Origin of the sequence: Pseudomonas sp. SJZ077 (genome assembly GCF_007993905.1) — a bacterium.
Classification (GTDB): Bacteria; Pseudomonadota; Gammaproteobacteria; order Pseudomonadales; family Pseudomonadaceae; genus Aquipseudomonas; species Aquipseudomonas mandelii.
In genome coordinates this window covers 38,976-62,716 of the sequence record NZ_VIUJ01000016.1, presented here as the reverse complement: position 1 = coordinate 62,716, position 23,741 = coordinate 38,976, and the positions used below count along the sequence as shown (strand labels likewise).

The window sequence follows — 23,741 nt, the reverse complement described above, 5'->3', positions numbered from 1 at the left end:
TTCTTGGGCAGAGGTTGTTTTAGGTCATGCATCGATGCTAGAACAGCGTTGATAATTTACCTAGCCTATTCTCGGCGTGTATTAACATTCATCACCGATATATGATCGGCTGATTGAGAACCAACAATAAGAGTGCAGCGCAATGAATCTGAGCAAGGTCGACCTCAACCTTTTCATCGTCTTCGACGCGATCTACACCGAAGCCAATTTGACCCGAGCCGGGCAGATTGTCGGCATTACTCAGCCAGCCGTCTCGAACGCTCTGGCCCGCCTGCGCGAGACCTTCAACGACCCATTGTTCGTGCGCACGGCGCAAGGCATGGTGCCGACGCCGATGGCGCAAAACATCATCGGACCGGTGCGTAACGCGCTCTCCCTGCTGCGGGTGTCGGTGCAGGAAAGCCGGATTTTTAACCCGCTGCAAGCGGTCAAGACGTATCGCATCAGCATGACCGACCTGACCGAAGCGGTGATTCTGCCACCGCTGTTCCAGCGCCTGCGCCGCCTGGCGCCGACGGTGATCATCGAAAGCTTTCTGTCCAAGCGCCGCGAGACCACCAAGGAACTGGCGGCCGGGCGTCTCGATTTCGCCGTGGATGCGCCACTCAACACTGACCCGCAGGTGCGTCACGTCAAGTTGATGGAAGACCGCTACGTCTGCGCCATGCGCAAGGGCCATCCGCTGGCGGGCAAGGAGAAATTCACCCTCGATGATTATCTGTCGCTGACGCACATTCATATCTCCAGCCGCCGCAGCGGTCTGGGTCACGTCGACCTGGCCCTGGGGAAAATGGGCATCCAGCGCAAGATTGCCCTGCGCTCCCAGCATTATCTGATGGCGTCCCAGGTGTTGCAGCAGACCGACATGGTCATGACCGTGCCGGAGCGCTTCGCCCGTCGTCATGACCTGTATTCGGTGAACCTGCCGGTCAACGACGTGCCCCCGGTGGAAACGCACCTCTACTGGCACGAAAGCACTGACCAGGACCCGGCCAACCGCTGGATGCGCGAACAGATGATCGAGTTGTGCCAGCAAGTGACGGCGCATGAGAAGAAGCTCGATAAGGTGTAGGGCTTTGGACCGCGTCATCGTTCTTCGCGGGCAAGCCTCGCTCCCACAGGGATCTCTCACCGATGTTGTGTTCCTTGCAGATCCAATGTGGGAGCGAGCCTGCTCGCGAAGAGGCCAGCAAGGACGCCAGCAATTCACGCCCCTTGACGTAAACGTCAACCTGCCATTAGCTTAGCGCCATGACCTTCTTCGAGCGCTTCCATGAGCAGCCAGACCTATAGCATTTCAGACCTCGCCCGCGAGCTCGACATCACCACGCGGGCCATTCGCTTCTATGAAGAGCAAGGCCTGCTCAGCCCTGAGCGCCGTGGCCAGGAACGCGTGTATACGCCCCGTGACAAGGTCAGTCTGAAGCTGATCCTGCGGGGCAAGCGCATTGGCTTTTCCTTGGCTGAATGCCGCGAGCTGATCGAACTTTACGACCCCACCGGCGGCAACCAGAAACAGCTGCAAACCATGCTGAGCAAGATCGCCGAGCGCCGCGAACAGCTGGAACAGCAGATGCTCGACATCGAGCAGATGAAACTGGAACTGGACACCGCGCAGGAGCGCTGCACCCAGGCGCTGGAGCAGACGATCAAGAGCCAGCAACCCGCGCAGTAAACATTCCGGATACTTGTAGGAGCGAAGCTTGCTCGCGAAAGCGCCACATCAGTCGACACCAACGTTGAATGACATACCGCGTTCGCGAGCAAGCTTCGCTCCTACGGGATTCGCTGAACATTCAGACAATTACAGCAGGTCGATTCCATGTCCCTACCCTCTCATGTACGTTTGGTCGAAGTCGGTCCCCGTGATGGCCTGCAGAACGAAGCCCAACCCATCAGCGTTGCGGACAAGGTGCAACTGGTCGACGCGCTGACCGCTGCGGGCCTTGGCTATATTGAAGTCGGCAGTTTCGTTTCACCCAAGTGGGTGCCGCAAATGGCCGGCTCCGCCGACGTCTTTGCGCAAATCCAGCGCAAACCGGGTGTGACCTATGGCGCACTCGCCCCCAACCTGCGCGGGTTTGAGGATGCAATCGCGGCCGGGGTGAAGGAAGTCGCGGTGTTCGCCGCGGCCTCCGAAGCGTTTTCGCAACGCAACATCAATTGCTCGATCAGCGAAAGCCTGGCGCGCTTCGTGCCGATCATGGATGCGGCCAGACAACACGGCGTCAGCGTGCGTGGCTACGTGTCCTGCGTGCTGGGCTGTCCTTACGAAGGTAACGTCGCTCCCGAACAAGTCGCCCACGTCGCCCGCGAGCTTTACGCGATGGGCTGCTATGAAGTCTCCCTGGGTGACACCATCGGCACCGGCACCGCCGGCGCGACCCGCACGATGTTCGAGGTGGTGTCGGCCCAAGTGCCGCGTAAAAAACTGGCCGGGCACTTCCACGACACTTATGGCCAGGCCATGGCCAACATCTATGCCAGCCTGCTGGAAGGTATCGCGGTGTTCGACAGCTCCATCGCCGGCCTCGGCGGCTGCCCTTACGCCAAGGGCGCCAGCGGTAACATCGCCACCGAAGACGTGGTTTACCTGCTCAACGGCCTCGGTATTGAGACCGGCATTGATCTGGACGCTCTGATTTTGGCCGGCCAGCAGATTTGCTCCGTGCTGGGGCGACCGACCGGTTCGCGCGTGGCCAAGGCTCGCAGCGCACAGTGAGGCGTGCGGGTGTTACCGCTGTGTCTGAAACGTGGGGCACAAGCGAGTAACACGGAAACAAATTGTCTGGTTTCATCCGAAGGAAAAATCTTACAAAAAGTTAAATAGTTGATTTGTAAGGATTTTTTAAAGTTGGCACGGCTTCTGCTATCTCTACTGCATAACAAGAACAAAAAAAGCGGCAAACCCAATAAAAATAAGACGTAACGACTCTGACATAACAAAAACAACACGGCAGAGACGCAGCTAACAGATTTTTTTGGAGAGGATGTGCTTTTCAGGGTGCTTTTCGGAGTAACCCGCAACCGGGCAGAGAACAATAAAACTACCTTCAGGTAGCTCCCGAACTGGTTGGATCGCTCAGCGAAAAAGTAGATCAGCGCTCAAAAAAATACGTTTGCTCTTGATCCCGGATGGGGATCGACAAAAACAGCGGTAAAGGGTCACGGTCACTAAAAACAACAACAGACCGCCCCTCAATAATAAAAAAAGAGCACGTGCGACGAAAATTAAAGGGGAGCCTCGGCTCCCCTTTGTGCTTTCTGCAATCCAGGTTTTCACCACCGCCCTTGTGGGAGCCAGCCTGCTGGCTCCCACAAGGGCGAATTTGTCAGACCTGCTTTTCGCGCAATTCCTCGATACTGATCTCGCGCATCCGGAATTTCTGGATCTTGCCGGTCACGGTCATCGGAAACTCTTCCACGAACTTGAAGTAACGCGGCGTCTTGAAGTGCGCGATGCGTTCCTTGCACCACGCTTGCAGCTCTTGTTCTGTCGCACTGTGGCCCGGGTGGAATTTGATCCAGGCGACAATCTCTTCGCCATAGCGCGAACACGGAATCCCGATCACTTGCACGTCCGCCACCGCCGGATGGGTGAAAAAGAACTCTTCCAGCTCACGGGGGTAAACATTCTCACCGCCGCGGATGATCATGTCCTTGTTGCGCCCGGCGATGCACACGTAACCCTCATCATTCATGCTCGCCAGGTCGCCGGTGTGCATCCAGCCCGCCTGATCGATGGCTTCAGCGGTGCCTTGCGGGTTGTTCCAGTAACCGAGCATCACGCTGTAACCGCGGGTGCAGAGTTCGCCGATGGTGCCACGCGGCACCAGGTTGCCGGCCTCGTCGATGATCTTGCTTTCCAGCTGCGGCTGAGTCCGGCCGACGGTGGTGACGCGCAGTTCCAACTCGTCCGATGGACCGGTCTGCAACGACACGGGGCTGGTTTCCGTCATGCCGTAGGCAATCTGCACTTCGCTCATGTGCATTTCATTGATGACCCGGCGCATGACCTCGATCGGACAGGTCGCCCCGGCCATGATCCCGGTGCGCAGGCTCGACAGATCGAAGTCGGCACGTTGCGGGTGATCGAGCATGGCGATGAACATGGTCGGCACGCCGTAGAGTGCGGTGGCTTTTTCTTCGGCCACCGTGGTCAGGGTCAGCAGCGGGTCGAACGCATCGTTGGGGTAGATCATGGTGCTGCCGTGGGTGATGCAGCCGAGATTGCCCATGACCATGCCGAAGCAGTGATACAACGGCACCGGGATCACCAGGCGGTCATGGGCCGTCAGCCCGAGGCTTTCGCCGACCATGTACCCGTTGTTGAGAATGTTGTAGTGACTGAGGGTCGCGCCTTTCGGGAAACCGGTGGTGCCGGAGGTGTACTGGATGTTCACCGCCTGATCGAAATGCAGGCTGTCCTGGCGCTCACGCAATTGTTCGGCGGACACACTGGCGGCGAGATCGCCCAGTTGCGACCAAGGCAGGAAGCCCGACGGGGGTTGTGCATCCAGACTGATGACGCCGCGCAAGTCTGGCAGACATTCGCTGTGCAGCTTTCCGATGGATTGCTCCGCCAGCTCAGGCACCAGGCCCTGTAGCATCCCGTGGTAGTCGGAGGTCTTGAACGCACCGGCGCAGACCAGCCATTGGCAGCCGGATTGCTTCAACACGTATTCAAGTTCGGAGCTGCGGTAGGCCGGGTTGATGTTGACCAGGATCACACCGATTTTCGCGCTGGCAAACTGGCTGATGCACCACTGCGCGCAATTCGGTGCCCAGATACCGAGGCGGTCACCGGCCTGCAAGCCCAGCGCCAACAGAGCTCTGGCGTGCAGGTCGACAGCCTCGGCCAGTTGCTGCCAGGTGTAGCGCAACTGTTGATGGCGCACGACCAGCGCCTCCCCGGCCGGGTATTGCGCGACGGTGTTGTCGAATGCTTGACCGATGGTCATCGCCAGTAAGGCTTTTTCCTGGGAACCACGGGTATAGCTGCGCTGCGGGCTTGCACTGGGTTGATCCATGACGACCCCTATTGTCTTTATTTGCGGGTGGGCGACCCAACCTGCAGGAGCGAAGCGTGCTCGCGAAGAGGCCAGTACATTCAACACTGAAGTCGACTGATCTGACGCTTTCGCGAGCACGCTTCGCTCCTACAGGATTTGCCGCTGTTCGATCTTGAACTGGCCCTACTGTCGCTCAAGTTGACGTTAACGTAAAGGGTGATTGACAGCCATTCGTCACAGGCTTACGTTAACGTAAAGGTGAGAGCCAATTGACGGCCTCACTAACCGACAAAAAAGCCAAAAGGTGACCCATGAGCTACCCATCCCTGAACTTTGCCCTCGGTGAAACCATCGACATGCTGCGCGATCAGGTTCAGTCCTTCGTCGCCAAAGAGATCGCCCCGCGCGCCGCTCAGATCGACATCGACAACCTGTTCCCGGCTGACCTGTGGCGCAAATTCGGCGACATGGGCCTGCTGGGCATTACCGTCGCGGAAGAATATGGCGGTGCTGGCCTGGGCTACCTGGCTCACGTGGTCGCCATGGAAGAAATCAGTCGCGGCTCGGCGTCAGTCGCCTTGTCCTACGGCGCGCACTCCAACCTCTGCGTCAACCAGATCAACCGCAACGGCAATCACGAACAGAAAACCAAGTACCTGCCGAAGCTGATCAGCGGCGAACACATTGGCGCCCTGGCCATGAGCGAACCGAATGCCGGTTCCGACGTGGTGTCGATGAAGCTGCGTGCCGACAAACGTGGCGATCACTACGTGCTCAACGGCAGCAAGACCTGGATCACCAACGGCCCCGACGCCAACACCTACGTGATCTACGCCAAGACCGACCTGGAAAAAGGCCCCCACGGCATTACCGCGTTCATCGTCGAACGTGATTCGAAAGGCTTCAGCCGCAGCAATAAATTCGACAAGCTCGGCATGCGCGGTTCCAACACCTGCGAGCTGTTCTTCGATGACGTCGAAGTGCCGGAAGAAAACATCCTCGGCGTGCTCAACGGCGGCGTGAAAGTGCTGATGAGCGGCCTCGACTACGAACGCGTCGTGCTGTCCGGCGGCCCGACCGGGATCATGCAGGCCTGCATGGACCTGATCGTTCCCTACATCCACGACCGCAAGCAGTTCGGCCAAAGCATCGGCGAGTTCCAGCTGATCCAGGGCAAAGTCGCCGACATGTACACCCAACTCAATGCCAGCCGCGCTTATCTGTATGCCGTGGCCCAAGCCTGCGAGCGTGGCGAAACCACCCGCAAGGACGCCGCCGGCGTGATCCTCTACAGCGCCGAACGCGCCACGCAAATGGCCCTCGACGCGATCCAGATTCTTGGCGGCAACGGCTACATCAACGAATTCCCGGCCGGTCGTCTGCTGCGTGACGCCAAGCTGTACGAAATCGGCGCTGGCACCAGTGAGATCCGTCGCATGCTGATCGGTCGCGAACTGTTCAACGAAACGAAATAAATTTCGTCAGCGGCAGGCGGCAAGTTTCAAGCTGCAAGAGGACCGTGCTCTTGCTTCAACTTGTAGCTTGTCGCTTGCAACTCGAAGCTGCTACGGAGTAGCCCCATGATTCTGCATACCCAGCTCAACCCCCGTTCGGCGGAGTTCGCGGCCAACAGCGCGGCGATGCTCAAACAGGTCGACGCCCTGCACACCCTGCTCGCCCAAGTGCAGCAAGGTGGCGGTCCGAAGGCGCAAGAACGTCACACCTCGCGGGGCAAATTGCTGCCGCGTGAACGGATCAATCGCCTGCTCGATCCGGGCTCACCGTTTTTAGAGATCAGCCAACTGGCGGCCTACGCGGTCTACGGCGAAGACGTTCCGGCGGCGGGCGTGATTGCCGGGATCGGCCGTGTCGAAGGCGTCGAGTGCATGATCGTCGCCAACGACGCCACAGTGAAAGGTGGCTCGTATTACCCGCTGACGGTGAAAAAACACCTGCGTGCCCAGACCATCGCCCAGCAGAATCGCCTGCCGTGCATCTATCTGGTGGATTCGGGCGGTGCCAACCTGCCCCGTCAGGATGAAGTGTTTCCAGACCGCGAGCACTTCGGACGGATCTTCTTCAACCAGGCCAACATGAGCGCCATGGGCATCCCGCAAATTGCCGTGGTCATGGGCTCTTGCACGGCGGGTGGTGCTTATGTGCCAGCGATGGCTGACGAAGCGATCATGGTGCGCCAGCAGGCCACCATTTTCCTCGCCGGTCCGCCGTTGGTGAAAGCCGCGACCGGCGAAGTGGTCAGCGCCGAAGACCTCGGCGGGGCTGATGTGCATTGCAAGATTTCCGGTGTCGCCGACCACTACGCCGAGAGCGATGAACACGCGCTGGCCATTGCGCGGCGCAGCGTCGCCAACCTCAACTGGCGCAAGCTCGGCGAACTGCAGCAGCGCACACCCATCGCCCCGCTCTACGCCAGCGATGAGCTGTACGGCGTGGTGTCGGCCGACGCCAAGCAACCGTTCGATGTGCGCGAGGTGATCTCGCGACTGGTCGACGGTTCGGTGTTCGACGAATTCAAGGCGCTGTTCGGGACCACGCTGGTGTGCGGCTTCGCGCATCTGCACGGTTACCCTATCGCGATCCTCGCCAACAACGGCATCCTGTTCGCCGAAGCCGCGCAGAAAGGCGCGCACTTTATCGAACTGGCTTGCCAGCGCGGCATTCCTTTGCTGTTCCTGCAAAACATCACCGGCTTCATGGTTGGCCAGAAATACGAGGCCGGCGGCATCGCCAAGCACGGCGCAAAACTGGTGACCGCCGTGGCGTGTGCCAAGGTGCCGAAATTCACCGTGATCATCGGCGGCAGTTTTGGCGCCGGTAACTACGGCATGTGCGGACGCGCCTACGATCCGCGCTTCCTGTGGATGTGGCCGAACGCGCGCATCGGCGTGATGGGCGCCGAGCAAGCGGCTGGCGTATTGGTGCAGGTCAAGCGCGAGCAAGCCGAGCGCAGTGGCCAGGGTTTCAGCGCCGAGCAGGAAGCCGAGATCAAGCAACCGATCCTCGATCAATACGAAGAACAGGGCCACCCTTATTACTCCAGCGCACGGCTGTGGGACGACGGCGTCATCGACCCGGCGCAGACCCGCGACGTGCTGGCCCTGGCCTTGTCCGCGTCGCTGAACGCGCCAATCGAACCGAGCCGCTTCGGCGTGTTCCGGATGTGATCCGACCCTGTAGGGGCGAGGCTTTTCCGCGAAGGCATTGGCACATCCAGCATCGATGTGACTGACAAACCACCTTCGCGGGCAAGCCTCGCTCCCACAGAATAGAGTTGTGGAGACGGACAAACATGAGCGACTTCAACACCCTCGAACTGCTGACCGACCCACGAGGTTTCGCGACCCTGTGGCTCAGCCGTGAAGAAAAGAACAACGCATTCAACGCCGAGATGATCCGCGAACTGATCCTCGCACTGGACAAAGTATCAACCGATGCCAGCCTGCGGTTTCTGCTGGTGCGCGGTCGCGGCAAGCATTTCAGCGCCGGTGCCGACCTGGCCTGGATGCAGCAATCGGCCGAGCTCGATTACCACACCAACCTCGACGACGCCCGGGAACTGGCGGAATTGATGTACAACCTTGCCAAGCTGAAAATCCCGACCCTGTCCGTGGTGCAAGGCGCGGCCTACGGCGGCGCGCTGGGCCTGATCAGTTGCTGCGACATGGCGATTGGCACCGATGACGCGCAGTTCTGTCTGTCAGAAGTGCGCATCGGCCTGGCGCCGGCGGTGATCAGCCCGTTCGTGGTGCAAGCCATCGGCGAGCGCGCAGCACGCCGTTATGCCCTGACGGCTGAACGTTTCGGCGGGCAACGGGCGCGGGAAATCGGCCTGTTGTCGGAGAGCTATCCGGTCGCTGAGCTGGAGCAGAACGTGGAGAAGTGGATCGACAACCTGCTGCTCAACAGCCCGGCCGCCATGCGCGTCAGCAAGGACTTGCTGCGTGAAGTCGGCAACGGCGCGCTGACCCCGGCGCTGCGCCGTTACACCGAGAATGCCATCGCCCGCATCCGCGTCAGCCCCGAAGGCCAGGAAGGTCTTCGGGCTTTTCTGCAAAAACGTCCGCCGAGCTGGCAAGCACCGACCACCCCCAAGGAGCCGCGTTGATGAGCGCACCTGTGATTACCTCTCTGCTGGTGGCCAACCGTGGCGAAATCGCCTGCCGGGTGATGCGCACCGCCAAGGCGTTGGGCCTGACCACCGTGGCCGTGCACAGCGCCACTGACCGCGACGCCCGGCACAGCCGCGAAGCGGATATCCGCGTCGACCTCGGCGGCAGCAAAGCCGCTGACAGCTATCTGCAAATCGATAAAATGATCGCTGCGGCCAAGGCCAGCGGCGCTCAGGCGATTCACCCCGGTTATGGCTTTTTGTCCGAGAACGCCGGGTTCGCCCGCGCCATTGAAGACGCTGGCCTGATCTTCCTCGGCCCGCCCGCCTCGGCCATTGACGCGATGGGCAGCAAGTCGGCCGCCAAAGCCTTGATGGAAACCGCCGGTGTGCCCCTGGTGCCCGGCTACCACGGCGAAGCCCAGGACTTCGATACCTTCCGCGATGCCTGCGAACGCATCGGTTATCCGGTGTTGCTCAAGGCGACAGCGGGTGGCGGCGGCAAAGGCATGAAAGTGGTTGAGGACGTCAGCCAGCTGGCCGAAGCCCTCGCCTCGGCGCAGCGTGAAGCAAAATCCTCGTTTGGCGATTCGCGGATGCTGGTGGAGAAATACCTGCTCAAGCCGCGTCATGTGGAAATCCAGGTGTTCGCCGATCAGCACGGTAACTGCCTGTACCTCAATGAACGTGACTGCTCGATTCAGCGTCGCCATCAGAAAGTCGTCGAAGAAGCGCCTGCTCCTGGCTTGAGTCCGGAACTGCGTCGCGCCATGGGCGAAGCTGCCGTGCGTTCGGCACAGGCCATCGGCTATGTCGGCGCCGGCACCGTGGAGTTTTTGCTGGATTCGCGCGGCGAGTTTTTCTTCATGGAGATGAACACGCGTCTGCAGGTCGAGCACCCGGTCACCGAAGCGATCACCGGCCTCGACCTGGTGGCGTGGCAGATTCGTGTGGCGCGCGGTGAAGCGTTGCCGATGACTCAAGAGCAGGTTCCGTTGATCGGCCATGCGATTGAAGTGCGGTTGTACGCCGAAGACCCGAGCCATGATTTCCTGCCGGCCACCGGGCGCCTGGCGTTGTATCGCGAATCGGCCGAAGGTCCGGGACGTCGGGTCGACAGCGGTGTGGAAGAAGGCGACGAGATCTCGCCGTTCTACGACCCGATGCTCGGCAAGCTGATTGCCTGGGGCGAGGACCGTGAGCAGGCGCGGCTGCGATTGTTGAGCATGCTCGATGAGTTTGCGATCGGCGGGCTGAAGACCAACATCAACTTCCTGCGCCGGATCATCGCTCACCCGGCATTCGCTGCGGCAGAACTGGATACGGGGTTTATTCCGCGTTATCAGGAGCAATTGTTGCCAGAGCCTGCGGACCTCAGTGATGCGTTCTGGCAAGCCGCCGCTCAGGCGTTTGCCCAGAGCCAGCCAGGTTCTCCGCGCGCTGATGACCCGAGCTCGCCTTGGGCTGTGGGCAATGGTTTTCGTGCTGGACTGCCGAGGGAAATCACCCTCCACCTCAGTTGTGAAGGACAAGACCGGGCGCTGACGCTGGGTAACGTTGATGCCCACACCGCACAGCTCAAGGGCGAACAGCTGCTGACCGAGCACAACGGCGTGCGCCGCCAGCACCGGGTCATTCGCCGTGGCGAGGTTGTGTATCTGCAGTGGGAAGGGGAATTGCGCCGCATCGAGGCTTACGACCCGATCAGCGCCGTTGAAGCCAGTCACAGTCATCAGGGTGGGCTCACCGCGCCCATGAACGGCAGCATCGTGCGCGTGCTGGTCGAGGCTGGGCAAACGGTTGAGGCCGGTGCGCAACTGGTGGTGCTGGAAGCGATGAAGATGGAGCACAGCATTCGCGCGCCCCATGCCGGGGTGATCAAGGCGCTGTACTGCCAGGAAGGCGAGATGGTCAGCGAAGGCAGTGCGTTGGTCGAACTGGAAGAAGCGTGAAATGAAGATCGGTCCTACGCATTGCGAGGACCGATCTGATTAGAATTTGGCCGTTGCCTGAACTACCACGCCGAGGATTCGACACTCTTCGGTGAAAAGGGCTTTCGGATATGTCGGATTGAGCGGGACCAGGTAACGCTGCCCGCCCTCTTCGATCAGCTTGCGAAAGATCGCTTCAACACTGCCCGCCCATTGCGCGATCACCAGCTTTCCGGGTTCCGGCACAATGGCCGGGTCCACCAGGATCATCATGCCTTCGGCAATGCTGATTCCGCTGGGCGCGGTCATCGCGTCGCCGACCACCTCGAGCCAGAAGGCCGCGCCCTGAGCGTGGTAATCGGTCAGTTCGAAACGCGGCTTGCCGTAGACCGATAGCTCACCGTCACGCAGCTGCGCAGGCTCGCGCCAGTCACTGACCGGGTAACGGAAGTACGGGTTGTACTTTTGCGTCAGGGGCATCTCGTCGTCCGGTACGACCAAAGGCTCCCGAATGACCATCGCCACTTCCAGAAAATCCATCCCGAGCGCCCGCAAGACACGATTCATGTCTTCGATGCTCGGCTGACGGCGCTTATTCAGCCAGTGACCCACACCGCCCTGGGACATCCCGAGGCGATCGGCGAGTACTTCCTGAGTGACTTTCAACTCACTCATCTTGGCTTTGACCAACTCAATCCATTTATCCATGGGCGGCACGATACGTGGCGGACTCCGGGCAACAAAACACAAATTGTAGTATTTAAATTCTCGTCACAAATACAGTTAGTACTAGGATTGGTTCACGGATCTGAATCTATCACGGAGCTTGCCATCGCCATGACGTTACCCCGCAATGACCTGTCGGATATGCAAATGGACACCACCCTCACCTCGCCCAAAGGCAACGCCGCCGCGCAAAAAGCCTTGGACTATTACTTGAAACCAACTGTGTCAGAAGCGGTGGTCGAGGAGCGATTTTTTGATGTGAACCCTGCGGTCAGCGGTGAAGAAGCGCTGGTGCATGCGTCGGATCTGTTGCGCTGTGCCGCAGCGACCGCCTACGAGTCGGCCAGCAACTTGCACGGCGCAAGTCGGGACCTGGCCTTTTCGACGGTGCATATGATCGATATGGCCAAGGCGATGATTGATCGTTCTTTACAGGGTCAGCGCGTTTGAGCCGGACGCACTTTTGAGGAAAGACGGGAAAGAATTTTCCAATCGAGCAGATAAAATCATTTGACTTGCAAACGAGAATGATTATTATTGCATGCAGCTGGTCGCGAGATCAGTCGATGGACCAAGAGACCTTAGGTCGGTCTCCTGGACTATCTCCTCATCAGGCTAATCACGGTTTTTGACCCGGCTTTTTGCCGGGTCTTTTTTTGCCAGTTATTCTGGCTTTGGCTTCAGGCTAATGAAGTCTTCAGGTGTTGCGAATTCGATTGGCGCGGATGATATCAAAAGAATATCCATTGGCAAGAGAAGCCCGGCATCATTGGACCAAACTAATGAAAAATAGCGCTTGAGAATCAATCACACAGTCTCTAAGCTGCGTCTGCGTCAAGGAAGACGCCCCCCTTTTACCCCGCAATTTCCCCCGGTTTTTCCCTTCCCAGCGTGTAAAGTAGCAGCCATAAAAATCATATTCAGGAATCGACTATGACCGTGGCTAAATCCTCTTTCGACATCAGCGCAAATTTCGACAGCGGCAACATTGAAGTGCTGGACATCAGCAATCCACTTCAAGCCCTGCTGGCCATCAAACCGGACACCCGCAGCCAGCATTTCCAGTGGTTTCATTTCAAGGCCAGTGGTCTGCATGTCGGTCAGGAGCACTGGTTTCGTCTGAACAATGCCAGCAAATCCTCGTACAACAAGGCTTGGGACGGTTATCAGGCGGTGGCGTCCTACGACCACGTCAACTGGTTCCGCGTACCGACCATCTTCGAAGGCGACTGCCTGCGCTTCAGCCTCGAAGCCACGGCCACCCACGCCTGGTTTGCCTACTTCGAACCCTACAGCCGTGGCCGTCACGACTGGTTGATCGAACAGGCGCTGACCAAGGCTGGCACCGAACTGCTCGCCACCGGCAAAAGCGTGGAAGGTCGTGACATCCAGTTACTGCGTAAAGGCAGCGGCGCCGAAGGTCAGCGCAAAGTCTGGATGATTGCCCAGCAACACCCCGGCGAACACATGGCCGAATGGTTTATGGAAGGCGTGATCGAACGCCTGGAAAAGCACGACGACCCGGTACTGAACAAACTGCTGGCCAGCGCCGACCTGTACCTGGTGCCGAACATGAACCCAGACGGCGCCTTTCACGGTCACTTGCGCACCAACGCCATGGGCCAGGACCTCAATCGCGCCTGGCAGAGCGCCAGCCAGGACATCAGCCCGGAAGTGCTGTTCGTTCAGCAGCAGATGGAAAAGTACGGCGTCGACTTGTTCCTCGACATCCATGGCGATGAAGAAATTCCCTACGTATTCACCGCCGGTTGCGAAGGCAACCCGGGCTACACGCCGCGGATCGAAAAACTCGAAGAGCATTTCCGCAGCCATCTGAAACATCTGACCAAGGACTTCCAGACCAAGCACGGCTATACCCGTGACGAACCGGGCAAAGCCAACATGACGCTGGCCTGTAACAGTGTCGGTCAGAAATTCGACTGCCTGTCGCTGACCCTGGAGATGCCCTTCAAGGACAACAACGATGCGCCGAACGCCTTGACCGGCTGGTCGGGCAAGCGCTCCAAGCAGTTGGGCAAGGACGTGCTGACGACCGTTGCCGATATGATCGATACCCTGCGCTGATCACCCTCGATGGCTGCATGCCCGGCATGCAGCCATGATGCCTTCAGCCGCGATCCTTCCCGCGCAACATGCTGTCCAGCACATCATCACGCCGCACCCAACCGTGAAACAACGCTGCCGCCAGATGCAGCAACACGGTCAGAAACAGCAAGTACGCCAGATACCCGTGAGCCTTGCGCAAAAACGCAAACATCTGCGCATTGGCGGGCAGGATCGACGGCAACTGGAACGAATTGCTGAGCATCACCGGATCCCCGGCCGCTGAAATCATCGCCCAGCCCAGCAGCGGCAAAATGAACATCAACGCGTACAACAAGACATGCGAAGCCTTCGCCGCCAGTGCCTGCCATCCGGGCAAATCCGCCGGCAACGGTGGTTGCCGAGTGGAAAAACGAACGACCAGGCGCACGATCACCAGCAGCAGAATCGCAATCCCCAACGGTTTGTGCAGATGGATCAGCCACTCATGCCGCTCGGACACCGAGGCCACCATGCCCGCGCCGATAAACAGCATTGCAATGACCATCAGCGCCATCAGCCAATGCAGCAGCCGCGCCAACGGCGCGAAATGATTCGGTTGAGCACTCATTGATGAGCCTCCTGTTTAGCGTTGGCGGCAGGCAACTGTTTGACTTCACTGGTGCGGCGCAGATAGGAACTGGCGTACCCCGCCGAGCGAGCGGCGAGCAATGGGTCGTCGGAGCCTTCGATACCGGCCGGCAATACGAGCGGGTCATAGTTGATGTCGCGGCATTCGCCATCGAGTTGCGGCTGGGTGCGTTCCAGCACCAAGGTGCCGGCATTCACCACTTTGCGACCGTCAGGCCAGGCCTTGCTGGCGTCGTTGACCGGATCACCGGGGTTAGCCAGGGTGATGTTCAACTGCCAACGCAGCGGCCCGGCGGATAAACGCTGAACCAGGTCTTTTTCAAGAAAGTCAGCCCCTTCAGGCGCCGTGGCACCCGCAGCATCCTGGGCAACCGGCGTCATGCTCCAGCGCACCGCTTGGCGCTGGCCGGCCGCGTTCACCAGGTAAAACGCGTTAACGCTGTTGTACGTCTCCGTCGCATAGCTGGCCGAAGGCTTGGCCGTCTTGATCCAGGCCAGGAATGGCGCGGCTTCCGGGTGAGCTCCAAAGAACGCCGGAACCGCCGCAGGATTGGGCTTGCCGGTGGCCGGATCCGGCGATTGCGCTTGCTGCAATTGATAGAACGCTTCAGGCGTACCCACCGGGAACACCGGCATGCTGTTCATCCCGGTGCGCCATTGCTGGCCGTTGGCCTGGGTAAAACGTAGCGCCATGCTGCGGATCGGCACGCTGCTGTCCGGCGCGTAGGGATTACCCGCAGGCAAGGCAAAACGCCCGACCACAGGGGTCTGCGCCTCGTTGAAGACCTGGGCGCTGGAATAGCTGCGCGCCTCGCCACTGCTTTCGAAATGCCCGATCACGCATACCCCTTTTGAGTGGTTACGGCGAAATCCGGGGTGCACACCGTTGTTGGTTTCCAGCACATTGATCAGCTTTTTCGGCGTCAGGCGGTGTGGGTCGAGCGTGCCGTTGACGTAGGCAAAAGCACCGGCCAGCGCCGCGACTACCACGGCAATGCCGCCCAGGCGTAACGTCAGGCTTGCAGCACTCAGCGGTGGCCGGGTGGGCGGTGATGAACGATCTACCATGAATGACTCCAGGGCCATCGGCCACAAGTGAGAAGAACCAAGCAGACGTACGCCACAGCGCTTTATTCCATCGCCCGGTATTTATTTTTCCGGACGTGGAATAACCTCCAATGCCGGGCGTCTTCCTAGTCCACAGCGTAGTGACTAGTCAGAACTTCATGAACGATATCGACGAACAACTCAGAGAAATCATTCCCAGGTTGCGACGGTTTGCCGTGTCGCTGACCCGCAATCCCAGCAGCGCCGACGATCTGGTGCAGTCGAGCCTGGAGCGCGCCCTGTCGAGCTGGGGCGACAAACGCCCAGAGGGCGACTTGCGCGCGTGGTTGTTTTCGATCCTTTATCGGCAGTTTCTCGACGCCCACCGGCGCTCCCGGCGTTATGCGCGGATGCTCGAATTCTTTACCGGTCGTGACGATGCGCAACCGTCGGTAGAACGTACCGTGCTCGCCCAATCGACGCTGCAAGCCTTCGACCAACTCACCACCGAACAGCGTGCGCTGCTGCTCTGGGTGTCGGTGGAAGGTTTGAGTTATAAAGAGGTCGCCGAGATTCTCGACGTCCCCACCGGCACCGTGATGTCCCGCCTGTCCCGCGCCCGTCAGGCCCTGCGCCAACTCAGCGACGGCGAAATCACCAGCCCTTCTCTGCGGATACTCAAATGATCAGCATGCCCCCGAGCGAACGCGACCTGCACGCCTACGTCGATCATCAACTCAATGACGCCGACCGACGCCTGGTCGAGACTTACCTGGCCAGCAACCCTCAAACCGCCGCGCAAGTGCGCGCCTGGCAGCAGGACGCCCAGCACCTGCGCGCGGCCATGAGCGGCGCGTTGCACCATACGGCCAACCCGGACCTCGACCCGGCGCTGATTCGCCAGCGGATCAAACGCCAGTCGCGCCGTCATCTGGCCAGCGCCGCGGTGCTCTTGATCGCCGTCAGCGTCGGTGGACTGAGCGGCTGGCAGGCGCGGGAAATGACACTGGTCAGCGCGCAACCGCCGATGACCGATGCCCTGCAGGCTTACCGCTTGATCGCCCAGCAAGGCATTCTGCCGGCCGACTTCAAGGTCAGCGACGACGGTGACATGCAGGCCTGGCTCGACCGTTATTTCACCCGCGCCAACCGACTGCCGGACCTGACGGATTCGGGGTACAAGCCGGTCAGTGGTCGCTTGCTCAGCACCGAGCAAGGGCCGGCAGCGATGGTGGTTTACGAAGACCAGGGCGGTCACAAGATCAGCTTCTACGTGCGACCACCAGGACCGAAAAACAACCTGCTGCCTCGGGGCAGTCGCAGCGATGGCGAGTTGCAGGCCGAGTATTGGTCCGGCGCCGGCTACAACTATGCGATGGTCAGCCCGAGCGATACGCCAGCGGCGCAGAGGCTCAAGCAAACCACCCAATTCTGACCACCACCGCATTCCCCTGCAGGCTCACTCCTAAAGGGGGAGCGGCGGTTATTTGGAGAATGCGCTCAGCCCTGCCCGAACACCTGCGAAGGCCTACGCAGCAGCGGATCAAACGGATTGATCCGCGGCCCGATCAGCGCCGCTTCGCGCTTGAGCATCTCCACCACCGTCGGCAAACGATCCGGCCCCAGGCGATCACTCACCGTGGCCACGCTCAACGCCGCCACGGCCCGTCCTTCCCGATCGAGAATCGGCACCGCCACGCCGGCCATGCCTTGCAGTACGCCAGTGTTGCGCCCGGCGTAACCCAGCGTGCGCACGCTCTCGACTTCCGAACGCAGGAACACCTCGTCGTACAGGTGAAAATCCTTGAGCCGCGGCAAGTTGTAATGGATCACCGTATCGCGCTCTTCTTCCGGCAGAAACGCCAGAATCGCCAGACTGCCCTGGCCGACGCCCAGCGCCACCCGCCCGCCGATATCGCCGGTAAAGGTGCGGATCGGAAACGGCCCTTCACTGCGGTCCAGGCAGATTGCATCAAACCCGCTGCGCGCCAGTAAAAACAACGAATCCCCCAACGAAGCCGACAGTCGCAGCAACGACGGTCGCACCAGTTCGCGCAAATTCCCGGTGTTGCCGGCCCGCGCCGCCAACGCAAAAAAATCCAGGCTCAAGCGATAGCGTTTGCTGCGAGCGTCCTGTTCGACCATGCCTTCGTCCATCAGGCTGCGCAACAAACGGTGCGTGGTCGGTTGCGACAGGCCGATACGCTGGGCCAGTTGGGTCACACGCTCCCCGCCCTCGACGGCGTCACCCAGACTGCGCAACACGGCAAACAGTCTGGACACGGCCCCGACACCGACTTCATTTTTGTTTTCATTCCGCTCAGTGGAATCAGGCATGTGATTACTCGACAAAAAATTTACTCACCGAATGAAACTGAAAATAGTCATCGCTTCAGTGAAATAGGCCATTGAGCCCATCCTATTCTTCGTCCTACTCTGCGTCCAGACAGGGGCGATTCGAACAACAGCGGCAGCCGACTGAAGTCGAGCGCCAACGCACCCCGCAACATCTTTTCGTATCTGCCCATACAAAAAAGCGCGCCTTCGGGCGACGCATAACAATCTCAGGTGGAGCGCAGTCATGGCTTTTGTGCAACTTGAAGGACTCGGCAAACGTTACGGCGAGATCGACGCCGTCGTCGCCACCAACCTCTCGGTCGAGAAAGGCGAGTTCGTGTCCCTGCTCGGCCCCTCCGGCTGCGGCAAAACCACCACCCTGCAAATGATCGCCGGCTTCGTCGAAGTCAGCAGCGGACGCATCCTGCTCGACGGTCGCGACATCACCCACGCCAAACCCGCCAGCCGTGGCTTGGGCGTGGTGTTCCAGAGTTACGCGCTGTTCCCGCACATGACTGTCAAAGACAACGTCGCCTTCGGCCTGCGGATGCGCAAAGTGCCAGGCGCCGAGTTGCAGCAACGAGTGGATCGGGTGTTGAAACTGGTGCGCCTGAATCAGCACGCCGAGCGTTACCCACGGGAACTCTCCGGTGGCCAGCGTCAGCGTGTCGCGCTGGCCCGGGCGCTGGTGATCGAACCTCCCGTGCTGCTGCTCGATGAGCCGCTGTCCAACCTCGACGCCAACCTGCGCGAAGAGATGCAGTTCGAGATCCGCCGCATCCAGCGTGAAGTCGGGATCACCACGTTGATGGTCACCCACGATCAGTCCGAAGCACTGTCCATCAGCGACCGCGTGGTGGTGATGCAGGCCGGGCGCATCACCCAGATCGACGCGCCCTACACCCTTTATGAACACCCACGCACCGAGTTCATTTCCGGGTTCGTCGGCAAAGCCAATTTGCTGCCCGGCGAGCGTGATGGCGCGGGCGTGGTCCAGGTGCAAAGGGGCGGTGAACTGACCCTGAGTCTGCGCCCGGAAAAAATCGATCTGCGGGAGCACGGCCAAGGTCGGCTGCAAGGCCAGATCGTCAGCCGTTTCTTCCTTGGCAGCCAATGGTTGTACGGCGTCTCGACGAACTTGGGCGAACTCAGCGTGGTGCGCCGCAACGACGGCTCGGCACCCTTGACCGAAGGCACAGCAGTCGGACTCGATTGGGACGCGACCTTGCTGCGGGTACTGAGCGTGGATGAGGTGCCGGCATGAGTACGCTTGCTGCCATCCGCCAGGGACGCCAGGGGTATTGGCTGTCGGCACCGGCCCTGGCGTTGTACCTCGGCCTGCTGATCATCCCGCTGCTGCTGACTCTGGTGCTGTCGTTCAACGTCTTCGATTACAGCTCGGGGATCAACGGCGACGCCTTCACCCTCGACCACTACAGCAGCTTGCTGGGCGATCCGTACTTCTACGAGATCTTCCTGCGCACGATGTGGATCAGCGCCCTGACCACCCTGCTCTGCGTGGTGATCGGCGTACCCGAGGCCTACATCCTCAGCCGTATGGGCGCACCCTGGCGCTCGATCTTCCTGATTCTGATCCTCACGCCGCTGCTGATTTCGGTGGTGGTACGTGCCTTCGGCTGGAGCCTGCTGCTGGGTGCCGACGGGCTGGTCAATCAGACCCTGCAAGCCTTTGGTGGCTCACCGATGAAGTTGCTGTACACGCCGTTCGCGGTGGTGATTGCGCTGGTGCACGTGATGCTGCCGTTCATGATCATTCCGGTGTGGACCTCGCTGCAAAAACTCGACCCCGCCGCCGAGCAGGCCGCGCTGTCGCTGGGGGCCAGCCACTTCACGGTGATGCGCCAGGTGGTGTTGCCGCAGATCATGCCCGGCGTGCTCTCGGGCACCTTGATTGTGTTTGGTCTGGCCGCCAGTTCGTTCGCCATTCCCGGTCTGCTCGGCGGACGTCGCTTGAAGATGGTCGCCACGTTGATCTACGACCAATACCTGTCGGAGCTCAACTGGCCGATGGGCGCGGCCATCGCGGTCGCGCTGCTGTTGCTCAACCTGCTGATCATGCTGTCGTGGAACCGGATGATCGAAGGCCGCTACAAGAAGTCATTGGGATAACTCGTCATGTCCAAGAACGGTCCTTTCGCCCTGCTGTTCCATGCCCTGGTGGTGCTGTTCATGCTCGCGCCGCTGGTGGTGGTGTGCCTCGTGGCCTTCACCCCGGAAAACACCCTGAGCCTGCCGACCACCGAGTTTTCGTTGCGATGGTTTCGTGCGGTGTTCGAGCGTGCCGACTTTGTCGATGCGTTCTACAACAGCCTGATCCTGGCGTTCTGCGCGGCCAGTATTGCCACGCTGATTGCGGTGCCGGCGGCGCTGGCGATCACGCGTTTCGAGTTCCCCGGACGGGACTTTCTCAACGGCCTGTTTCTGTCACCGATCATCATTCCGCACCTGGTATTGGGCGTGGCGTTGTTGCGTCTGTTTGCGCTGATGGGCGTCAACGGCAGTTTTGCCTGGCTGATCTTCGCTCATGTGCTGGTGATCACGCCGTATGTGCTGCGCCTGGTGTTGGCGTCGGCCATTGGCCTGGACCGTAGCGCCGAACACGCCGCGCAGTCGCTGGGTGCCGGACGCTTCACGCTGTTCCGGGAAATTACCTTGCCGATGATTCTGCCGGGGGTTGCCGGGGGCTGGCTGCTGGCGTTCATCAACAGTTTTGACGAGGTCACGCTGTCGATCTTCGTCACCTCGCCGGCCACGCAAACCCTGCCGGTGCGCATGTATGTCTACGCCACCGAGTCCATCGACCCGATGATGGCGGCGGTGTCGGCATTGGTGATCGGCCTGACCGCGCTGACCATGATTCTGCTCGATCGGGTGTACGGCCTGGATCGGGTTCTGGTGGGTAAACAATGAGGGCGCCATGGCTCTGCTGAAACGACTGGCCGAAGGCGATCGCCCGGCTGTGGAATTTACCCTGGACGGCGAACCGGCCAGCGGCCTGCTCGGCGATACCTTGCTGACCGCAGTGCTGACTTGCAGCGAACACCTGCGCGGCAGCGACTTCAGCGCCGAACCCCGCGCCGGTTTCTGCCTGATGGGCGCCTGTCAGGACTGCTGGGTCCGCCTGGGCGACGGCCGCCGCGTGCGGGCCTGCTCGACGCTGCTCGAAGCTGGCCAACAAATAAGCCGCGAACCGGGACGCACCCTATGAATACATTGACTACCCGCAGAACCGGAATCCCCTTTGGGAGCGAGCCTGCTCGCGAAAGCGGTTTGTCTGCCAACACATCTGTTGAATGTGCCGCCACCATCGCGAGCAGGCTCGCTCCCACAGGGGATTTGCAGTGCTCATGGATGAGGTGGGTATGAAGGCTGTGGTCATCATTGGCGCAGGCCCGGCCGGGATTCGTGCGGCGCAGACGTTGGTGGCGCATGGTGTTCGTCCGGTGCTGCTGGACGAAGCGGCGCGCGGTGGCGGGCAGATTTATCGACGCCAGCCGGAGAATTTCAAGCGCTCGGCGGTCAAGCTGTACGGCTTTGAAGCGCGCAAGGCCAGTGCCTTGCATCAAACGATCGACACGCTACGCGGGCAACTCGACTACCGCCCCGAGACGCTGGTGTGGAACGCCGAAGACGGTGCGCTGGACACGGTGCATGAGGGCCGAGCCTCACGACTGGAATTCTCCCGAGTGATCGTCGCCACGGGGGCCACCGACCGGATTCTGCCGGTGTCAGGCTGGACGCTGCCGGGTGTCTACAGCCTTGGCGCAGCGCAGATCGCGCTCAAGTTTCAGGGCTGCGCCATCGGTGAGCGGGTGGTGTTCGCTGGCAGCGGCCCGTTGCTGTACCTGGTGGCGTATCAATACGCCAAGGCCGGTGCGAAAGTGCTCGCGGTGCTCGACAGCTCACCCTTCAGCGCTCAGGCCCGCGCCCTGCCCGGCCTGCTGTCGCAACCGGCCACACTCGCCAAAGGCATTTATTACCGCAGCTGGCTGACCGCCCACGGCATCCCGGTGCATCAGGGCGCAACCCTCAAACGCATCAAAGGCGAACAGCGCGTGCAATCAGTGGATTGGTCCAACGCCAAAGGCGAACATCTGCTCGATTGCGACGCCGTTGCTTTCGCCCACGGCCTGCGCAGTGAAACCCAGCTCGCCGATTTGCTCGGCTGTGAATTCGCCTGGAACCCACTCAACCGCGCCTGGCTACCGCAACGTGACCCCGCCGGTCGCAGCAGTGTCGCCGAGGTTTATCTGGCCGGTGATGGCGCCGGCATCATGGGCGCCGACGCCGCTGAAATGGCGGGCGAACGGGCGGCGCTGGCGTTGCTCGAAGACATCGGTTACCTGATTCCGCCAAAACATCCCGACCACCTTGAACGCGCCCTGCAGCGCATCGGCGAATTCCGCAACGGACTGGAGCGCGCCTTCGCCTTCCCCGAGCACTGGGCCAGCGAAACCGCCGATGAGGTGATCGTCTGCCGTTGCGAAGAAGTGCTGGCCGGCGACATCCGCCAGGTGGTGCGCGAAGGTCACTGGGAAATCAATCGGGTCAAGGCGCATTGCCGCATTGGCATGGGCCGTTGTCAGGGGCGCATGTGCGGCGCCGCAGCGGCGGAAATCATTGCCTGCGAAAGCCGGCGCCCGGTCTCGGACATCGGTCGCTTGCGGGCGCAGGCGCCGATCAAACCACTGCCGTTTGGCCTGGAGGTCGAGGCATGATCGAAGTCGATGCAGTGATCATTGGCGGCGGCATTGTCGGGGCCTCGGCCGCGCTGTTCCTGAGCAAGGCCAGCCGGCGTGTTGCACTGCTGGAGCGTGACTTTTGCGGCTCGCATTCCAGCGGCGTGAACTACGGCGGTGTTCGGCGTCAGGGGCGCCCACTGTCGCAATTGCCGCTGTCGCAACGGGCTCACGAGCTCTGGGGACAGTTGCCGCAACTGATCGGCATCGACGGCGAATATCAACGCAGCGGTCACTTGAAACTGGCCCGCAGCCTCAACGACCTGCACGCCTTGCAGCACTATGCCGTCAGCAGCCAGGGCTTCGGCCTCGATTTGCAGCTACTCGACCGCCATCAATTGCGCGCGCGGTTTCCGTGGGTCGGCGACGTCGCGGCCGGCGCATCGTTTTGCCCGGACGACGGCCACGCCAACCCGCGCCTGGTGTCCCCCGCCTTTGCTCAAACGGCCCGTCGGCACGGCGCGCAAGTCCATGAACAATGCGCCGTCACAGCGGTAGAACACGACGGTCAGCGCTTTCGCGTCCGCACGCAAACCGGCCTCGAATTGCACGCGCCCTGGTTGCTGAACTGCGCCGGGGCCTGGGCCGGACGCCTGGCTGAACAATTCGGCGAAGCGGTGCCGATGCACGCCGGCCACCCGGCGATGCTGGTCACCGAGCCGTTGCCATGGGTGATGAATGCCAGCACCGGCGTCGAGGGTGGCGGCATCTATGCGCGTCAGGTGGCACGTGGCAATTGCGTGCTCGGTGGCGGCCAGGGTTTTGCCCTCGATGACGCGCGCGCACGCCCCGGCCAACACGCCGTGATCGAGATCCTGCGCCAGGCCGTCGAACTCTACCCGTTTCTTCAAGGCGCCCAGGCGATTCGCACCTGGAGCGGTACCGAAGGCTACTTGCCTGATCGCCAACCGGTGATCGGTCATAGCAGCACTCAACCCGGTCTGTTGCACGCCTTCGGCTTTGCCGGTGCGGGTTTCCAGATCGGTCCTGCGGTGGGCCAGGCGCTCACCGAGATCATCTGCAGTGGCGCCTCCAAGACGCCACTGGATGCGTTTTCCATCACCCGGTTTCACTCCATCTCCGTTGCTTGATAGAGGAAGGTCGC

The 23,741-nt window shown here is 60.7% G+C and carries 22 protein-coding genes; 17 read left to right on the top strand and 5 right to left on the bottom strand.

Annotation, left to right across the window (positions count from 1 at the left end):
* The first annotated feature begins 142 nt into the window (after nucleotides 1-142).
* The 3 genes from FBY01_RS22260 (at nucleotide 143) to FBY01_RS22250 (ending at nucleotide 2,722) form a co-directional block, all read left to right on the top strand.
* Nucleotides 143-1,072, top strand: a complete 930-nt coding sequence (locus FBY01_RS22260) for a LysR family transcriptional regulator (RefSeq protein ID WP_008148497.1) — start codon at nucleotides 143-145, stop codon at nucleotides 1,070-1,072.
* Nucleotides 1,073-1,273: 201 nt separating this feature from the next.
* Nucleotides 1,274-1,675 (top strand): MerR family DNA-binding transcriptional regulator, encoded by a 402-nt coding sequence (locus FBY01_RS22255; protein WP_010458788.1) that lies wholly within the window; start codon nucleotides 1,274-1,276, stop codon nucleotides 1,673-1,675.
* 147 nt (nucleotides 1,676-1,822) lie between these two features.
* Nucleotides 1,823-2,722: a hydroxymethylglutaryl-CoA lyase gene (locus tag FBY01_RS22250; protein WP_145309573.1), complete on the top strand. Its 900-nt coding sequence runs from the start codon at nucleotides 1,823-1,825 to the stop codon at nucleotides 2,720-2,722.
* A 610-nt stretch (nucleotides 2,723-3,332) separates the two neighbouring features.
* Here FBY01_RS22250 and FBY01_RS22245 read toward each other — a convergent pair.
* On the bottom strand, nucleotides 3,333-5,030 hold the full coding sequence (locus FBY01_RS22245; RefSeq protein WP_145309571.1) for an AMP-binding protein: 1,698 nt from the start codon (nucleotides 5,028-5,030) through the stop codon (nucleotides 3,333-3,335).
* A 293-nt stretch (nucleotides 5,031-5,323) separates the two neighbouring features.
* Here FBY01_RS22245 and FBY01_RS22240 point away from each other — a divergent pair, with 293 nt between their 5' ends.
* From FBY01_RS22240 to FBY01_RS22225, 4 genes are all read left to right on the top strand, one after another.
* Nucleotides 5,324-6,487 carry an isovaleryl-CoA dehydrogenase gene (locus tag FBY01_RS22240; RefSeq protein WP_077749759.1) on the top strand — a complete coding sequence of 388 codons (1,164 nt, stop codon included), beginning with the start codon at nucleotides 5,324-5,326 and terminating at the stop codon, nucleotides 6,485-6,487.
* 105 nt (nucleotides 6,488-6,592) lie between these two features.
* Nucleotides 6,593-8,197, top strand: coding sequence for a carboxyl transferase domain-containing protein (locus FBY01_RS22235; protein ID WP_010458780.1), 1,605 nt, complete (start codon nucleotides 6,593-6,595; stop codon nucleotides 8,195-8,197).
* Nucleotides 8,198-8,322: 125 nt separating this feature from the next.
* Entirely contained in the window at nucleotides 8,323-9,138 is an 816-nt protein-coding gene (locus FBY01_RS22230; RefSeq protein ID WP_145309569.1) for a gamma-carboxygeranoyl-CoA hydratase, read from the top strand.
* Nucleotides 9,138-11,093 carry an acetyl/propionyl/methylcrotonyl-CoA carboxylase subunit alpha gene (locus tag FBY01_RS22225; RefSeq protein WP_145309566.1) on the top strand — a complete coding sequence of 652 codons (1,956 nt, stop codon included), beginning with the start codon at nucleotides 9,138-9,140 and terminating at the stop codon, nucleotides 11,091-11,093. Before FBY01_RS22230 ends, FBY01_RS22225 begins: the two co-directional genes overlap by 1 nt.
* A 39-nt stretch (nucleotides 11,094-11,132) precedes the next feature.
* Here the strand turns inward: FBY01_RS22225 and FBY01_RS22220 are convergent, their stop codons facing one another.
* On the bottom strand, nucleotides 11,133-11,780 hold the full coding sequence (locus FBY01_RS22220; RefSeq protein WP_077749758.1) for a LexA family transcriptional regulator: 648 nt from the start codon (nucleotides 11,778-11,780) through the stop codon (nucleotides 11,133-11,135).
* A gap of 129 nt (nucleotides 11,781-11,909) precedes the next feature.
* On the opposite strand from FBY01_RS22220, the gene FBY01_RS22215 reads away from it, so the two are divergent.
* Nucleotides 11,910-12,248, top strand: a complete 339-nt coding sequence (locus FBY01_RS22215) for a DUF6124 family protein (protein WP_010458773.1) — start codon at nucleotides 11,910-11,912, stop codon at nucleotides 12,246-12,248.
* Between the two features lie 483 nt (nucleotides 12,249-12,731).
* Nucleotides 12,732-13,883 carry a M14-type cytosolic carboxypeptidase gene (locus FBY01_RS22210; RefSeq protein WP_010458771.1) on the top strand — a complete coding sequence of 384 codons (1,152 nt, stop codon included), beginning with the start codon at nucleotides 12,732-12,734 and terminating at the stop codon, nucleotides 13,881-13,883.
* A gap of 43 nt (nucleotides 13,884-13,926) precedes the next feature.
* On the opposite strand, the gene FBY01_RS22205 is transcribed toward FBY01_RS22210, so the two are convergent.
* A complete protein-coding gene (locus FBY01_RS22205; protein ID WP_010458769.1) occupies nucleotides 13,927-14,472 on the bottom strand; it encodes a cytochrome b in 546 nt (181 codons plus the stop codon).
* Nucleotides 14,469-15,560, bottom strand: coding sequence for a catalase family peroxidase (locus FBY01_RS22200; RefSeq protein WP_077749755.1), 1,092 nt, complete (start codon nucleotides 15,558-15,560; stop codon nucleotides 14,469-14,471). The genes FBY01_RS22205 and FBY01_RS22200 overlap by 4 nt, the downstream gene beginning before the upstream one ends.
* A gap of 158 nt (nucleotides 15,561-15,718) precedes the next feature.
* On the opposite strand from FBY01_RS22200, the gene FBY01_RS22195 reads away from it, so the two are divergent.
* Both FBY01_RS22195 and FBY01_RS22190 read left to right on the top strand, forming a co-directional pair.
* Complete coding sequence (locus FBY01_RS22195) at nucleotides 15,719-16,225, top strand: RNA polymerase sigma factor (protein ID WP_010458766.1); 507 nt, start codon at nucleotides 15,719-15,721, stop codon at nucleotides 16,223-16,225.
* On the top strand, nucleotides 16,222-16,974 hold the full coding sequence (locus tag FBY01_RS22190; RefSeq protein ID WP_010458764.1) for an anti-sigma factor: 753 nt from the start codon (nucleotides 16,222-16,224) through the stop codon (nucleotides 16,972-16,974). The genes FBY01_RS22195 and FBY01_RS22190 overlap by 4 nt, the downstream gene beginning before the upstream one ends.
* 65 nt (nucleotides 16,975-17,039) lie before the next feature.
* Here the strand turns inward: FBY01_RS22190 and FBY01_RS22185 are convergent, their stop codons facing one another.
* Entirely contained in the window at nucleotides 17,040-17,876 is an 837-nt protein-coding gene (locus FBY01_RS22185) for an IclR family transcriptional regulator (protein WP_077749754.1), read from the bottom strand.
* 244 nt (nucleotides 17,877-18,120) lie between these two features.
* Between FBY01_RS22185 and FBY01_RS22180 the strand changes: the two genes are divergently transcribed.
* The 6 genes from FBY01_RS22180 to FBY01_RS22155 all read left to right on the top strand — a co-directional run bounded on the left by FBY01_RS22180 (nucleotide 18,121) and on the right by FBY01_RS22155 (nucleotide 23,727).
* A complete protein-coding gene (locus FBY01_RS22180; RefSeq protein WP_010458760.1) occupies nucleotides 18,121-19,140 on the top strand; it encodes an ABC transporter ATP-binding protein in 1,020 nt (339 codons plus the stop codon).
* Nucleotides 19,137-20,006 (top strand): ABC transporter permease, encoded by an 870-nt coding sequence (locus FBY01_RS22175; RefSeq protein WP_010458758.1) that lies wholly within the window; start codon nucleotides 19,137-19,139, stop codon nucleotides 20,004-20,006. Before FBY01_RS22180 ends, FBY01_RS22175 begins: the two co-directional genes overlap by 4 nt.
* Nucleotides 20,007-20,012: 6 nt before the next feature.
* Nucleotides 20,013-20,807 (top strand): ABC transporter permease, encoded by a 795-nt coding sequence (locus FBY01_RS22170; protein ID WP_077749753.1) that lies wholly within the window; start codon nucleotides 20,013-20,015, stop codon nucleotides 20,805-20,807.
* A gap of 7 nt (nucleotides 20,808-20,814) precedes the next feature.
* Nucleotides 20,815-21,105 carry a (2Fe-2S)-binding protein gene (locus tag FBY01_RS22165; protein WP_010458754.1) on the top strand — a complete coding sequence of 97 codons (291 nt, stop codon included), beginning with the start codon at nucleotides 20,815-20,817 and terminating at the stop codon, nucleotides 21,103-21,105.
* 154 nt (nucleotides 21,106-21,259) lie between these two features.
* Nucleotides 21,260-22,615: an NAD(P)/FAD-dependent oxidoreductase gene (locus FBY01_RS22160; protein ID WP_145309564.1), complete on the top strand. Its 1,356-nt coding sequence runs from the start codon at nucleotides 21,260-21,262 to the stop codon at nucleotides 22,613-22,615.
* Nucleotides 22,612-23,727 carry an FAD-binding oxidoreductase gene (locus FBY01_RS22155; protein ID WP_145309562.1) on the top strand — a complete coding sequence of 372 codons (1,116 nt, stop codon included), beginning with the start codon at nucleotides 22,612-22,614 and terminating at the stop codon, nucleotides 23,725-23,727. Before FBY01_RS22160 ends, FBY01_RS22155 begins: the two co-directional genes overlap by 4 nt.
* Nucleotides 23,728-23,741 lie beyond the last annotated feature (14 nt).